At 62.1% G+C, this 12,857-nt stretch carries 14 protein-coding genes; 8 read left to right on the top strand and 6 right to left on the bottom strand.

What is annotated here, in order from left to right:
* The first annotated feature begins 36 nt into the window (after positions 1 to 36).
* A complete protein-coding gene (locus NCS03_RS21010) occupies positions 37 to 1,992 on the top strand; it encodes a methyl-accepting chemotaxis protein (protein ID WP_175980809.1) in 1,956 nt (651 codons plus the stop codon).
* 83 nt (positions 1,993 to 2,075) lie between these two features.
* Here the strand turns inward: NCS03_RS21010 and NCS03_RS21005 are convergent, their stop codons facing one another.
* Positions 2,076 to 2,384: a non-heme iron oxygenase ferredoxin subunit gene (locus NCS03_RS21005; protein WP_008348011.1), complete on the bottom strand. Its 309-nt coding sequence runs from the start codon at positions 2,382 to 2,384 to the stop codon at positions 2,076 to 2,078.
* 17 nt (positions 2,385 to 2,401) lie between these two features.
* Positions 2,402 to 3,481 carry a fatty acid desaturase family protein gene (locus tag NCS03_RS21000; protein WP_175980807.1) on the bottom strand — a complete coding sequence of 360 codons (1,080 nt, stop codon included), beginning with the start codon at positions 3,479 to 3,481 and terminating at the stop codon, positions 2,402 to 2,404.
* Between the two features lie 146 nt (positions 3,482 to 3,627).
* Here NCS03_RS21000 and NCS03_RS20995 point away from each other — a divergent pair, with 146 nt between their 5' ends.
* Complete coding sequence (locus NCS03_RS20995) at positions 3,628 to 4,680, top strand: LacI family DNA-binding transcriptional regulator (protein ID WP_250529712.1); 1,053 nt, start codon at positions 3,628 to 3,630, stop codon at positions 4,678 to 4,680.
* 692 nt (positions 4,681 to 5,372) lie between these two features.
* On the top strand, positions 5,373 to 6,434 hold the full coding sequence (locus NCS03_RS20990; RefSeq protein WP_144403691.1) for a glycosyltransferase family 2 protein: 1,062 nt from the start codon (positions 5,373 to 5,375) through the stop codon (positions 6,432 to 6,434).
* Between the two features lie 13 nt (positions 6,435 to 6,447).
* Here the strand turns inward: NCS03_RS20990 and NCS03_RS20985 are convergent, their stop codons facing one another.
* Positions 6,448 to 6,903, bottom strand: coding sequence for a hypothetical protein (locus tag NCS03_RS20985; protein WP_502801538.1), 456 nt, complete (start codon positions 6,901 to 6,903; stop codon positions 6,448 to 6,450).
* Here NCS03_RS20985 and NCS03_RS31360 point away from each other — a divergent pair.
* Complete coding sequence (locus NCS03_RS31360) at positions 6,811 to 7,263, top strand: Rossmann-fold NAD(P)-binding domain-containing protein (protein ID WP_502801533.1); 453 nt, start codon at positions 6,811 to 6,813, stop codon at positions 7,261 to 7,263. The genes NCS03_RS20985 and NCS03_RS31360 overlap by 93 nt on opposite strands.
* A 38-nt stretch (positions 7,264 to 7,301) precedes the next feature.
* Positions 7,302 to 7,559 carry a hypothetical protein gene (locus NCS03_RS20975; protein ID WP_033536198.1) on the top strand — a complete coding sequence of 86 codons (258 nt, stop codon included), beginning with the start codon at positions 7,302 to 7,304 and terminating at the stop codon, positions 7,557 to 7,559.
* Between the two features lie 17 nt (positions 7,560 to 7,576).
* Here the strand turns inward: NCS03_RS20975 and NCS03_RS20970 are convergent, their stop codons facing one another.
* A complete protein-coding gene (locus NCS03_RS20970; RefSeq protein ID WP_008347998.1) occupies positions 7,577 to 8,989 on the bottom strand; it encodes an HdeD family acid-resistance protein in 1,413 nt (470 codons plus the stop codon).
* A gap of 129 nt (positions 8,990 to 9,118) precedes the next feature.
* On the opposite strand from NCS03_RS20970, the gene NCS03_RS20965 reads away from it, so the two are divergent.
* Positions 9,119 to 9,745: a DUF1349 domain-containing protein gene (locus NCS03_RS20965; protein ID WP_250529709.1), complete on the top strand. Its 627-nt coding sequence runs from the start codon at positions 9,119 to 9,121 to the stop codon at positions 9,743 to 9,745.
* A 109-nt stretch (positions 9,746 to 9,854) separates the two neighbouring features.
* Here NCS03_RS20965 and NCS03_RS20960 read toward each other — a convergent pair whose 3' ends face one another.
* Entirely contained in the window at positions 9,855 to 10,643 is a 789-nt protein-coding gene (locus NCS03_RS20960) for an aldolase (RefSeq protein ID WP_250529708.1), read from the bottom strand.
* A gap of 242 nt (positions 10,644 to 10,885) precedes the next feature.
* Here NCS03_RS20960 and NCS03_RS20955 point away from each other — a divergent pair, with 242 nt between their 5' ends.
* Together NCS03_RS20955 and NCS03_RS20950 are read left to right on the top strand one after the other, a co-directional pair.
* Positions 10,886 to 11,089, top strand: a complete 204-nt coding sequence (locus NCS03_RS20955) for a cold-shock protein (protein WP_008347993.1) — start codon at positions 10,886 to 10,888, stop codon at positions 11,087 to 11,089.
* Positions 11,090 to 11,458: 369 nt separating this feature from the next.
* Positions 11,459 to 11,809: a hypothetical protein gene (locus NCS03_RS20950; protein WP_250503644.1), complete on the top strand. Its 351-nt coding sequence runs from the start codon at positions 11,459 to 11,461 to the stop codon at positions 11,807 to 11,809.
* Positions 11,810 to 12,032: 223 nt separating this feature from the next.
* Here the strand turns inward: NCS03_RS20950 and NCS03_RS20945 are convergent, their stop codons facing one another.
* The gene (locus tag NCS03_RS20945) at positions 12,033 to 12,800 is read right to left on the bottom strand and encodes a sulfite exporter TauE/SafE family protein (RefSeq protein ID WP_008347988.1); all 768 of its coding nucleotides are present in this window, start codon (positions 12,798 to 12,800) and stop codon (positions 12,033 to 12,035) included.
* Positions 12,801 to 12,857 lie beyond the last annotated feature (57 nt).

The raw sequence follows: 12,857 nt of genomic DNA, 5'->3' as shown, positions 1-12,857 counted from the left end.
AGGATCATCACAACTCTTATCGCCCAGTGATTCCCCATGTTTCGTAATGTTCTGGCCCGGACCAACGTCGGGACCAAATTCGCCGTGCTCGCCTGCGCGCTCACGGCAGTCGTCGTCGCGTTCTTCACCATCGCCGTCACGCGCAGCGCGGGCGAGCAAGTCGATACGCATGCGCTCGCGCGCGTCGAAAGCGAGAATCGCTCGATCGCGACGATGATCGGCCTCTTCGACAAGGCCGTGAGCGCGGAAGTCACGCGCTTCATGACGATCTTCGCGCATCGTCTGCCTTCGACGTTCGCGCTCGATGAAACCCGCACCGTGGACATCGACGGTAAAGCCACGCCGACTTTCCTCGCGGGCGACAAGGCGCTGAACAACGACTTCACGATTCCCGACGCGTTCCTCGAGGAAAGCGGCGCCATCGCGACGATCTTCGCCCGCACCGGGGACGATTTCGTGCGCGTGACGACGTCGCTCAAGAAGCAGGACGGCACGCGCGCGATCGGCACGCTGCTCGACCGCAAGGGCCCCGCGTATGCGCCGATCCTTGCAGGCAAGCCCTATATCGGCATCGCGGCGCTTTTCGGCAAGCAGTACATCACCGCGTACAAGCCCGTCACCGATGCCTCGGGACGCATCATCGGCGCACTTTTCGTTGGCGTCGACGTGACATCCGAATTCGCAGCGTTGCAGGACACCATCGCGAAGCTCGCGATCGGCGCGAGCGGCTATCACTTCGTCGTCGATGCATCGACTGGCCCGAACCGCGGCAAGCTGCTCGTGCATCCCGGTTCGAAAGGCGAACTGGCCGATGAACGCGTTGCGCCCTTCAAGCAGATGCTCGACACGCACGAAGGCGAGCTCTCGTTCGACGGCCCCGATATCGCGGGCGCGGATTCGCGCGTGCATGGCGGCAACAAGGAAATCATCTATATGACGGTGCCGCAATGGCAATGGATGATCGGCGGCATTGCATATCGCGACGAAGTGCTCGCCGACGTTCACGCGAGCCGCAATCGCTTCCTGGTTCTCGGGCTCGTCATCGTGGCGCTGCTCGTCGGCGTGCTGCTCTATGCGGTCACGCGACTCGTGGGCCGTCCCATCGACGACGTGACGCGCGCGTCGGAACGCATCGCCGCGGGCGACCTGACCGTGCGGATCGACAGCGCGCGCGAGGACGATATCGGCCGGCTGATGCGTGCGATCGACGGCATCGCGCGCGGACTCGCGGGCATCGTCGCGCAGGTGCGCAGCGCATCGGCGGACATGAACGAAGGGACGGCGCGCATTGCATCGGGCAGCAGCGATATCGCCACGCGCATCGCAACCCAGGCCGCGAGCGTCGAAGAAACCGCTGCGAGCATGGAAGAAATCACGAGCACCGTGCAGCAGAACGCTGCGAATACGGCGCAGGCGGGGACGCTCGTCGCGTCCGCATCCGATGCCGCGCGCGCAGGCGGTCATGCAGTCGGGCGCGTGGTCGCGACGATGGGCGAGATCGACGCATCGGCGCGACGCATCGCCGACATCACCGCGACGATCGAAGGCATCGCGTTCCAGACCAACATTCTCGCGTTGAACGCTGCCGTCGAAGCCGCGCGCGCGGGGGAGCACGGCAAGGGCTTCGCGGTCGTCGCATCGGAAGTGCGCGCGCTCGCACAACGCAGCGCGGGCGCAGTCAAAGAGATCGAAGTGCTGATCGCCGAATCGGCCGCGAAGGTCTCGCACGGCTACAAGATCGCCGAGGAAGCGAGCAGCACGATGGGCGGCATCGTCGAGCAAGTCTCGCGCGTGAATGCCATCGTCGATGAAATCGGCGTTGCGTCACGCGAGCAGGCAAGCGGCATCGAGCAGGTGAACAGCGCGGTCATGCTGATCGGCGAAGCGACGCAACAGAACGCCGCGCTCGTCGGTGAAGCGGAGCATTCCACCGCCGAACTGCGCGATCAGGCCGAGCGGCTTGCGCGCGTCGTCAGCATGTTCCGCGTTTAAGCCTTCGCGCATTCATAGCGGTTCAAGCGGACGTGGCGCGTCGTCGTGCGCGCCACATACCGACGTCGATCGTCGACGGGGCATCAGACCTCGATGAAGATGCGGCCATCCTCGACTTTCGCGGGATACGTCCGCAGCTTTTCGCAAACAGGCGCGCACAGCGGCCGGCCGTCGCGAATGTCGAAGCGTCCGTTGTGCTTCGGACATTCGATGACGTGGTCCATCACGAATCCGTCACTCAGATGAACGTGCTCGTGCGTGCATAGGCCATCGCTGGCATAGACGGCATCGTTCACACGATAGATCGCGAAGGTGCGGCCATCGTGATCGAAACGCATCACGTCTTCGTCTTCGATATCGTCCATCGCAGCTGCATCGATCCATTGCGTCATCGGAACGGCCTCCTTGGTCATGCCTGCGTCGCGGCGGGCATCGGTCTTTCGACGTGATACGACGGATCGCGCGTTTGCCGCACGAGCGCCGGAATGATCTCTGCATATGCCGCGATCGTGCTCGTGTAAGGCGGCGGCATGTCATGCTTCACCGCTTCGTGCAGGCGCGGCAGCGCGTAATAAGGCACCATCGGGAACATGTGATGTTCGACGTGATAGTTCATGTTCAGATACAGAAAGCGGAACACGGGATTCATCATCACCGTGCGGCAGTTCTTGCGATGATCCAGCACGTTCTCAGGCATCCCCGCATGCTGCGTGAGGCCGAAGAAGAGATAGAGCCACGCGCCGTACAGACTCGGCAAGCCGATATAAAGCAGGGGAAGGATCGAATGAGACACGAAGCATGCGCCAATCACCGCCGCATAGATCGCGAGCGTCACGCGCGCTTCAAGAATGACTTTCGGCCATTCCGATTCCGGCACGTAGGTCTTTTCTTCGTCGCCGATATTGCCGAACGCGGATGAAACGATCTTCGGCACTTCGCCCGCTGCGTGCTTCAGCGCGAAGACGTTCAATGCGAGACTCAGCCAGTCCGTCGGCAGCGGCACGGCAATCTCGCGATCCCTTCCGACGACCAGCGTATCCGTGTGATGACGCGCGTGACTCCAGCGCCAGATCGTCGGCCGGCGAAACACCTGAAACGACGCGAACTGATAGAGCGCCTTGTTCATCCACGACGTCTTGAATGCGGTGCCGTGACCGCTTTCGTGCCAGCGCGAATCGGCGGGGCTGCAATAGAGCGTGCCGTAAAGAAGAAATGCGGGAATCGCCCAGAGCGAATGCGCTTGCCATGCGAACCACGCCAGCACGCCGCTCGCGATGATCGACGCATACCAGAGCAAGGTGTCGCGGATGGCGCGTGCATCGCCACGCTGCATCAGGCTCTTCATGACCGGCCGCGGCACCGCGCACTTGTACCAGTCCGCATTGACCAGGCCCGACGCTTTCGCACGCTCGCCTGCGCCGCCGATGAGCCGGTAATCGCGATAGCCGTCCCGCGCGCCCGCACCTTGCGCCTGCTCGGAATCCATCATGTCACCTCAAGCGATGATTGGATTTGCATCATTCGTCATTGCTGATTCGATGATAAAAGCGGATACATCGCCCGCGCAATGTTGACGCGCATTTGCTATCTTTAGGCATCATCGAGCGAATTGAAAACCCATCAATTACATCAAAGATGAGCAAGCGTCCCACGCTTCAATCCGTGGCCGATGCTGCCGGCGTCAGTGCGGCAACAGTGGATCGCGTCTTCAACGGACGTCTCAGCGTGCGCGAAGGCACTGCATTGCGCGTGATCGAGGCAGCCGAGCGCATCGGCTATCACGGCGCAGGCTTGATGCGCGAACGTCTGCGCGCGCAACGCGGCGAGCGCCATGAACGCTACGCCCTCGGCTTCTGTCTGCAGAAACGTGCGGATCCTTTCTATCAGACGTTCGCGCGCATTCTGACGGATGCCGCCGCGCGCCACGAACCGGAGCATTGCAACGCCGTCATCGAGTACATGGATGAACTCGATCCGGCTTCCATCGCACGCACGCTGCTTACGCTCGGCGAGCAGGTGGATGCGCTCGGCGTCGTCGCAGTGGACCACCCGCATGTGACCGCCGCAATCGAAACGCTTCACGGGCAGGGCAAGCCGACGGTCACGTTGCTATCGGATCTGAGTGCGCCCTTACGCGCGGGTTATATCGGCGTCGATCCGCGCAAGAGCGGACGCACGGCCGCGTGGGCCGTGAGCCGCCTCACGCGTCGCGACGAAGGCACTGTTGGCGTGTTCGTCGGCACGCCGCGTTATCTCGGTCAGGAAAGCTGCGAGATCAGCTTTCGCTCGTACTTGCGCGAACATGCGCCCGGATTGCGCGTGCTCGATACGCAGATCAATCTCGAAGACAAGCAACTCGCTTACGAGGCGACGCTCGCGATGCTCGCGCGTCATGCCGATCTCGCCGGCCTCTATATCCCCGGCGGCGGCGTGGGCGGCGTGATACGCGCGCTGCGCGAAGAGGCCGCGGGACGACGCATCGTCACCGTGTGCAGCGACCTGATGCCCGACCGGTACGAGGCGCTCGTCGAAGGCGTCATCGATCTCGTGATCGACACGCCGCTTCAGCGCATCGCCGAGACGGCCATTCAGGCAATGCTGCGCGCGTTGCAAGCGCTGCCGGGCGAAGCAGCACAGGCCAGCCAGTATCCGCTGTCGGCGCAGCTTTATACGCCGGAGAACGTCTGAGCTTGATAGCGTGCCGCTTCAACCGAATGCGTATTATTTTCTTCTTCGACCTCACGACGCGAAAGTCATGAGAAAAATATGCAGTGCATTGCTACAGTCGCTTGCACGCAGAAACCGTTTGTCACGACTGAATGCTGAAGATGCTCGGGCATGTGGCCGAGCGCACCGAACTGCGACCATCGACTCAGGACGATAACGTTTGCGAGCCATCCTGCGTCGACGATATGAAGCGGAGGCGATGAAATCCCAGCTTCACGCGGCCGTTTTTCCACTAGTATGTCCCGGTGGACTGCATTTGCCTGCACGCTGAAAGAGGCGAGTGTCATCGCTTCGTTGCTTTGAAGGACTAGCATGCAGTTGCTCGGGGAACCCGCCCGGCAAAAACGGCTCTATTAACGATTGTTCCATCGACATGCACGTCAGGCCGGGGTGTCCGGGGCCCGCCATATGACGTGACATGCTCCAACAATAATGCGCTGCCAGAGCTTCCCGTCTTGTACGGTGATCGAGCCAGCCTCATCCATCAGACCAGCTGCATGTCCGGTCGTGCCGCAATCAATCACAAGGTGATGCGCGTTTGCGCGCGGCGGCACGGCGGGACATCGACAACGGCTCTTCGCATGGTGCGTGCGGAGAGACAGAGCCCAATCAATCGACGGAGAGCGTCATCCATGCCGTTTGAGAGTGACTCCTTGCGAGACACCAGTCCGCTGCTCAGCATCGTCGTGGCGGCTTATAACATCGAGGGATACATCGAGGAAGCGCTCGAATCCCTCCTGTCCCAACCTCATATCGACGCGATGAAGATCATCGTGGTCGATGACGGTTCTCGCGATGAGACCTATGCGGCAGCGCGCTCGGTCGTGGAGCGCGATCGCGGCGTGCACATCGAATTGATACACCAGGAAAATCGCGGCCTGAGCGCCGCGCGCAATACCGGCCTCGCGGCGGTGCGAACGCCTTATGTCGGCTTCCTGGACGGCGACGATATCTATCTGAAGGGCTTCACCGAAGCGATGATCCCGGTGCTCGCCGAGCGCAAGTGGGATGTGGTGGAGTACAACGTCAAGATCATCGATGACGACGACCGCGAGCTCGATAACATCGAACTCGTCGACCATGCGACGAGCGGCGGTCATCCGATGGATCGCGCGGCGCTGCAGCAGTTTGCCGATCGATTCCATACCTTTGCGTGGGCGCGCGTCTATCGCACCGACCTGTTCGACGCAGCGCCCTTTCCCGAAGGACGAAACTACGAAGACATGGCCCTCGTGCCCTCGACTTATCTGCGCGCAAAAAGCATCTATCGGATTCCCGCGCCGCTGATCGGCTATCGGCGGCGCTTCGGCAGCATCACGCAGACAGCCAAGCTGCGCGACATGCACAATCTGCGCCTCACAGGGCAGGAAGCGCTCGCACGTTGCGACGGCAGTGACATGGACGATTTCTGGCTCACCGTCTTCGACAAGCTCTTTCAGCGTGCGTGCCACGTTTGCGCGCGCGTCGATCGCGCTTCGTTCAAGCAGGCGTCCGAGACGCTCACGGCCATGGCCGTCGATCATCGGAAGATGCGCGAGAAACTCACCGAAGGCGGCAAGCGTCAGGTTGTCGAGCTGAAGCCGTTCGATCTGAACGTACGCGCGGACCGCTCGATCCACTTCCTCAAGGGCCTCGTGAAAAAGGTGTTGCGCCGCAGCCTCGATCATCATCAGCGGGCGCGGCGGCCGAGCACGTCCAATCAGTTGAGCGGATGACGCGGCCCCCCTTTCACGCCTCTTCGATGGCGCGCAAGCTCATTCGCTTATAGGCATCGACGAGCAATGCGCCCTCACCGCGCTTGTGCGCGACGGCAAGGCGCATTGTTTCTTCGCCTGGCTGCCAGATCAGGAACGCGAGCGCATTGACGCGCTTGCTGTCCGCACGCGGCATCACGCGCCGGATCGCCACCGCCAGCAATGCGCCGCACGCGCGGCTCTCCGCGATCTCGATGTATTCTTCGACGCGTCGTTGTCGAGCGGCGCCGAACGCATCGTGCTGTTGTCGGGACGTGGCGAAGAAGAAGCGCAGGCGGCGGAAGAAGCGCTGCAACGCTCCGGGGCGAGCTGGACCATCCTGCGTTGCAGCTGGTTCATGCAGAACTTCAGCGAGAGCTTTCTGCTGGATCCGATCCGTGAGGGCACGCTCGCGCTGCCCGTCGCCGATATCAAAGAGCCTTTCGTCGATGCGGAAGATATCGCCGATGCAGCCGTCGCCGCACTCACGCAGCCAGGCCACGAAAAGCGGCTTTACGAACTCACCGGACCTCGCGCGATCACTTTCGCCGAAGCGCTCGCATGCATCGCGAAAGCGACGAGACGTGACATGCGGCTCGTGCCCGTGCCGCCCCATGCATTTCGCGACGCTCTGCTCGCGGCTGGCGTGCCGAAGCCCGAGACCGACCTGATTCTCCATCTCTTCACGACCGTGATGGATGGCCCCAACGACAAGCCCGCCGATGGCGTGCGCGCCGCGTTGCATCGCGAAGCCTGCTCGTTCGAGGACTACGCCACGCGAGCCGCGGCGAGCGGCGTATGGGATGTGTGACGCACGAAGCCGCCACTGTTTCGCGGTAGACTTGAGGGATGGAAAAATGTCCCTACTGCGAGCGAATCCGTGACGAATGGGACTGTCACGGTCAGGAATGCCGCACCGCCATCGCCCGCGCGCTGCGTCGACAACGCATGGGATTGCCGATGGTGCCGAAGGTCATTCGCAATGAAATTCCGCCGGGCGCGTCGACGGGCGAAGTGATCGCTCAGTTATCGCGTCAGCGCTTGCGCGCACGGCGCGCGAACGAGGAACGCCGCGCACGCAAGGAAGCCGAAGACCTCGATCTATAGCGTAGCGGCGCAGCGCATCAAACGCGTGCGGGCGGATCGGCATTCGATCCGCCGTTCTGCGCAAGCGCACCTTCCTCGCGCCATGCACGCCGCGACTTGCGCATCTTCGTAAGCGCCATGCGCGCGACCTTCAGCCAGCCATAGGGACGCGGATCGGCAACCATGCTGAGCGCGCGCGCATAGTCGAGCGTGAGGCCGGGCGTCCAGGCCATCGTCACCGCGCGCTTGCGTATCTGCGCCGCGACCCACAGTTCCGGCGTCACGATCATCCTGACGAGCGCGCCCCAACCCGCGCGCGAACCGTAAAGGCGCCCTGCCGCCCCTTCGAGCGCGGCGTCGAGTGCGCGCGACACGCTGCTCGAACAGTTGCGGTGCGTGAGGTTATAAGTCGTATCCGCGCGATAGTTGCGCCAGAAACTATCGAGCCGCGCCGGGTCGTAATTGCGGATACGCACGCGCACGGTCGATGGACACCATGCCTTCGATTCGATCGCATAACTCGGCTGGAACACGCCGGGCACATCGTTCTCGCGCGTGGCACGCAGCAGGCGCGCGAAGTCATCGGGCGAGCGGTCGATTTCAACCGCGGGATAGAGACTCACATAGATGCCTTCCGGCGATTCGAGCGCCGCGTGTCCCGTCGAGATCACGCCATTGCGATCCACCGCGGCGATATAACGATCGACGATCGGGTGCCATTGCGTTTCGGCCTTCGACGATCCGACCGGCGTCCACACATGCACGGTGAGCGCCGGTTCGTTATCGGCGGGTGGGCCGTCCCATTCGCTGGCTTGCAAGACGCGCGCTTCGTTATCGGGCGCCTTGTCCGCAACGCTCGCCGCTTCCGCGCTTGCATCGCCCCATACGGCCGGATTGCTCGTCAGCTTGCGCACGCGCATGCCGATCATGATCAGATTCCAGCCCGCGAAGATAAAGAACGCACCGATGCAATACGGCACCGTGCCTTTGTAATGCGTCGGATACGGTTGAATCATGAAGATGCCGAGGACGATCTCGAAGATGGCGAAGCCGAGTGCGACACGATAGCGCCGGTAACGCACGACAAGCGCCGATGTCGCCTGCAACAGGCCGTCGAAGATAAACGCGAGACCAATCAGGATCGAAAGAATGAAGTGACCGTGATGATCGCCTTCGAAGATCAACGCGGCAGTAAGAACGAATGCAATGCCCTTCGCATAGCGCAGTCTGCGCTGTCCGCCGACGCCCGCCCACGCGACGGACAATGTCAGCGCGCCCTCGATCAGCAGCAGCCAGCCGACGAACGCGACCGGAAAGCCGAGCGCGCCGTCGAGGGCATCGATGAAGACGCCGATGCCGACGGCCAGAAGCAACCAGCCCGTGACGGTCAGGCTGCGCCAACGATTGCGCAAATAGTCGACGCCCAGCAGAATCATCATCAGCTTGACCATCGTTCTCTCGATTCAAAGCGTGACGGTAAGTGTTCGTATGTTAATGCAGTCGACACAGAAAACCGTTTTCCTACGACCGTTCGTTGCCCTGCACTGTGTCACGCGCGGCAGCATGACGGCTTGCGCGCCGTGAAATACTTGCGCTGCCATCTTCACGCGACGCCAGACGCCATGTTCGAGCAATGCCGGTGGATCAACGAGCCCGCGCAATGGCGCGTCGACAACGACACGCTCATCGTCACCACCGACACGAACACCGACTTCTGGCGCGAGACGCATTACGGCTTCGTGCGCGACAACGGCCATGTTTTCGCGGCGAGCGTGGAAGGCGACTTTACGGCGGAAGTCGCCGTCGCTGGCGATTTCTCCGCGCTATACGATCAGGCGGGCCTGATGATCCGCGAAAGCCCCGAGCGCTGGATCAAGGCCGGCGCCGAATACAACGACGGCGCGCTCACGTTCAGCACCGTACTCACGAACGACCTCTCGGACTGGTCGCTCGGCTCGCGTGCCGGCGCAAACCGCTTCCGGCTTCGCGTGACGATCGCGCAAGGCGTGCTGAAAGTGCAATGCAGCGCCGATGAACGCAACTGGACGCTCATGCGTCTCGCGCCTTTCTCATCGAGCAGCGCGAACGCACGATGGCTCGTCGGCCCGATGTGTTGCACGCCCGAGCGCGGCGGTCTCACGGTCCATTTCTCAGACTTCACGATCGGGCCGCCCATCGTGAAAGACCTGCACGACATCTCGATGTAAGGCACACCGGCTCGCAAAAACACTCATTTGCAGGGCCAGGCCGCGCTTCCTCCAGCAGACCGACATGGGCAAACGCGGCTGGTTCAGGCGCTTCGACGCGAAGGAGTCATCACGCCTCGAAATCGATGCCTCGCGCGCGCAACTGGCGCATGCCACTCGCGAGATGCGCCCGCGCGCTTTCGGCATCGCCCGCGCGCATCTGTTCGTACGTGCGCTGCGCGATCTCGTGCGGCACCGGCTTGAGCGGCCGGTTCGCGCTCATCGCGCGCAATTGCACTTCGGCCGCGCGCTCCAGATAGTAGAGATCGTCCCAAGCCTCCGCGATAGTTGCGCCTGCAACCATCACGCCGTGATTCTTGAGGAACAGGATATCGGCGTCGCCCATCCTGCGCGCGATGCGATCGCCTTCCGCGTTGTCGAGTGCGAGACCGTTGTAGTCCTCGTCGACCGCCGTGCGGCCGTAGAACTTCAGCGACGTCTGCCCGAGCCACAGAAGCGGCGGGCCGTCGAGCAGGCACAGTGCGGTCGCGTTCGGCATATGAGTATGAAAAGCCGCCTTCACGCGCGGCATCAGCTTGTGCACGCGTGCGTGAATGTAGAATGCGGTCGCTTCGGGCTCGCCTTCGCCGTCGATTACGTTGCCGTGGAAATCGCAGATCAGCAGACGCGACGCCGTGATCTCGCCGAACGCATAGCCGTAGGGGTTCACGAAGAACAGATCGTCATGCCCTGGAACCATCGCCGAAAGATGATTGCAGACGCCCTCTTCGAACCCGTTCAGCGCCGCCAGCCGGAAGCAGGCTGCAAGCTGCCGGCGCGCTTCGGCGATCCCGGGCGCGTCGAGCCGTGCGGAAGCGGACGCGGCGCGCGGTGCGCCGCTGGAAAGCGTATGTGCCATATGAGCTTGCCTTTGTCGTTTGCGTGACCGTGAAGGCGAGGATAATCGAACGGACGCGTGCATTATGTCCGACAAAAAAAATCAGCGCGACCGGCGCCTGAGCGCGGAGTATGACGCGTGTATGTCATGTCTCTTAGCAGAAACGCTTATTTGAACTCCGACTTGTGGCATGGTAAAACTCTATGCCGCTCGAAATTCGAAGCGCATCTTCAACGTAATTCGTCTCAATAGGGTTTGGAAAAATGGCAACAGGTACTGTGAAGTGGTTCAACGATGCAAAGGGTTTTGGCTTCATCACGCCGGACGACGGCGGTGAAGACTTGTTTGCACATTTCTCCGAAATCCAGTCCAAGGGTTTCAAGTCTCTCCAGGAGAATCAAAAGGTGAGCTTCGAAGTCAAGCAAGGCCCGAAGGGCAAGCAAGCTTCGACGATCCAGCCGCTGTAAGTTTCAACGCTGGCGTCTCAGGCACGAAACGGCCCGTATGGGCCGTTTTTGCATTGGTGCACGCGGAGATTATTTATCTACCGGATGGTCGGGATTTTCGCGCCAGCGCAAACTGACCTCGGCGCGCATGTCCTTTGAATAAATCAGTAGAATAAATACTGTATTTGCAGCGCCGTTCTCATTGACGGTAATGCGAAATTCTTTCCTCTGATTCACGTGAACTCGGCAAGCAATCGGAAAAAATGCCGTCCGCTGGTTCGGCACAAAACAAAGGCATTGCTCGTCTTCGTTTGGTTCCTGACTTGCGATGCGCGCGCGCAATCGTTCGCGGCGAATCAAAATGCCGCGCGTTTCGTCTCGGAGGTTGTGATGAACGACTTTCGCACCGCCCAGGCGGGCGGCGGTTACGTGTTTTCCTACGATAGCCGCGAAACCGAAGCGTCCTTGTCTGCCAGGCTCGATCGCTGGTTTTCGGGCGCCGATCCCCAGGCCATCGCCATGGACCCAGCGGAAAAGCAGGCGCTCTTCGGCTTCTACTGGGCCGCCAGCATGATGCCGGCGAATTCGCCGTGCTTCCGCGACATCGCCGACCCGGCTTGCGGCGCGGATCTGTCCAAGTGGATGGCGCGAGAACTCGACGACGATCCGCGCTTCATCCGTGCCTACGAGTCCGCGAGAAAGCCGCTCGGCCTGCCGCCAATCGAACGCAACGCGCACTGAGCGGCATACGGGCGCGATGTGTTTCGTCGCGGATTCTCGAGCGAAAACATCCGATTCGCGCGCGCCTGATCGATGCGGATTTCGGCGTTTCGGGCTCGTCTTCCTCGCGCGATCCGTGCAGCAGGACGACCTTCGCCGCGATGCTTACGAGCAGCGATAGCGCCCCGATGGTCTCAAGCAAGGCGGGAATCATGTCGGTCTCCCTGAACGTCGACGCACTCGATCATCGATGCGAGAGCATCGGCCCGTAGGTCTTTACGAAAAATGCAATCGTGATACCGGCGCTGACGATCAAGGTGCCCGCGCGAACCCACTGCGGCGGCGCGCGCCGGCCGATCTGCGCGCCGCCATACCCGCCGGCGATCGCCGCGAGCAGCATCGCGATCGTCTCCGGCCAGCGCACCGCCTGCGCCGCCGCGAACGTCAGCACGGCCACCGAGTTGGCCGCGCTCACGAGCAACGTGCGCGGCGCGTTCAGGCTCTTCAGGTCGCGCGAATCGAGCAGGCCCCAGACGGCCATCATCATGATGCCGACCGCGCCGCCGAAATACCCGCCATACACGCCGAGCGCGAACTGGATCGACAGCACCGCCGCCGCGCCGATATGCCAGCGCCGCCGCAACATCTCGCCCAGCTTGCGGCCGAACGCAAGCGTGAAGCTCGCGCACAGAAGCAGCCACGGCAGCACGAACGAAAACGTCCGCGACGACGTGGACAGCAACAAGACTGCGCCGACGAGCCCGCCGGCGAGCGTCGTCACGAGCATCTTGCGGATCGACACCGAGCCGACCGGACCGAGCCCGTCGCGATAGGCCCACGCGCTCACGACACCGCCCGGAAACAGCGCGACGGTGCTCGAAGCGTTCGCCTGAACCGGTGGCAAGCCGGCGGCGATCATCGCGGGGAGGCTCACGAACGAGCCGCCGCCGGCCAGCGCATTCATCGCGCCCGCAAGAAAACCGGCGCCGATAACGACAATGAAGGGTTCCATGCGACAGATGCTAGCGACGCGGCCGTCCCCTTACAATCTGGCATTTCCAATGCGAGG

Origin of the sequence: Caballeronia sp. ATUFL_F1_KS4A (assembly GCF_023630905.1) — a bacterium.
Taxonomy (GTDB): Bacteria; Pseudomonadota; Gammaproteobacteria; order Burkholderiales; family Burkholderiaceae; genus Caballeronia; species Caballeronia zhejiangensis.
This window is presented reverse-complemented; position numbering and strand designations above follow the sequence as displayed.

Coding starts and splice junctions, on each gene's coding strand:
- NCS03_RS21005 (WP_008348011.1), bottom strand. CDS start 2,384: ATGACGCAATGGATCGATGCAGCTGCGATGGACGATATCGAAGACGAA.
- NCS03_RS20955 (WP_008347993.1), top strand. CDS start 10,886: ATGGCAACAGGTACTGTGAAGTGGTTCAACGATGCAAAGGGTTTTGGC.
- NCS03_RS31360 (WP_502801533.1), top strand. CDS start 6,811: ATGCAGAACTTCAGCGAGAGCTTTCTGCTGGATCCGATCCGTGAGGGC.
- NCS03_RS20945 (WP_008347988.1), bottom strand. CDS start 12,800: ATGGAACCCTTCATTGTCGTTATCGGCGCCGGTTTTCTTGCGGGCGCG.
- NCS03_RS20975 (WP_033536198.1), top strand. CDS start 7,302: ATGGAAAAATGTCCCTACTGCGAGCGAATCCGTGACGAATGGGACTGT.
- NCS03_RS20995 (WP_250529712.1), top strand. CDS start 3,628: ATGAGCAAGCGTCCCACGCTTCAATCCGTGGCCGATGCTGCCGGCGTC.
- NCS03_RS21000 (WP_175980807.1), bottom strand. CDS start 3,481: ATGATGGATTCCGAGCAGGCGCAAGGTGCGGGCGCGCGGGACGGCTAT.
- NCS03_RS21010 (WP_175980809.1), top strand. CDS start 37: ATGTTTCGTAATGTTCTGGCCCGGACCAACGTCGGGACCAAATTCGCC.
- NCS03_RS20950 (WP_250503644.1), top strand. CDS start 11,459: ATGAACGACTTTCGCACCGCCCAGGCGGGCGGCGGTTACGTGTTTTCC.
- NCS03_RS20960 (WP_250529708.1), bottom strand. CDS start 10,643: ATGGCACATACGCTTTCCAGCGGCGCACCGCGCGCCGCGTCCGCTTCC.
- NCS03_RS20970 (WP_008347998.1), bottom strand. CDS start 8,989: ATGGTCAAGCTGATGATGATTCTGCTGGGCGTCGACTATTTGCGCAAT.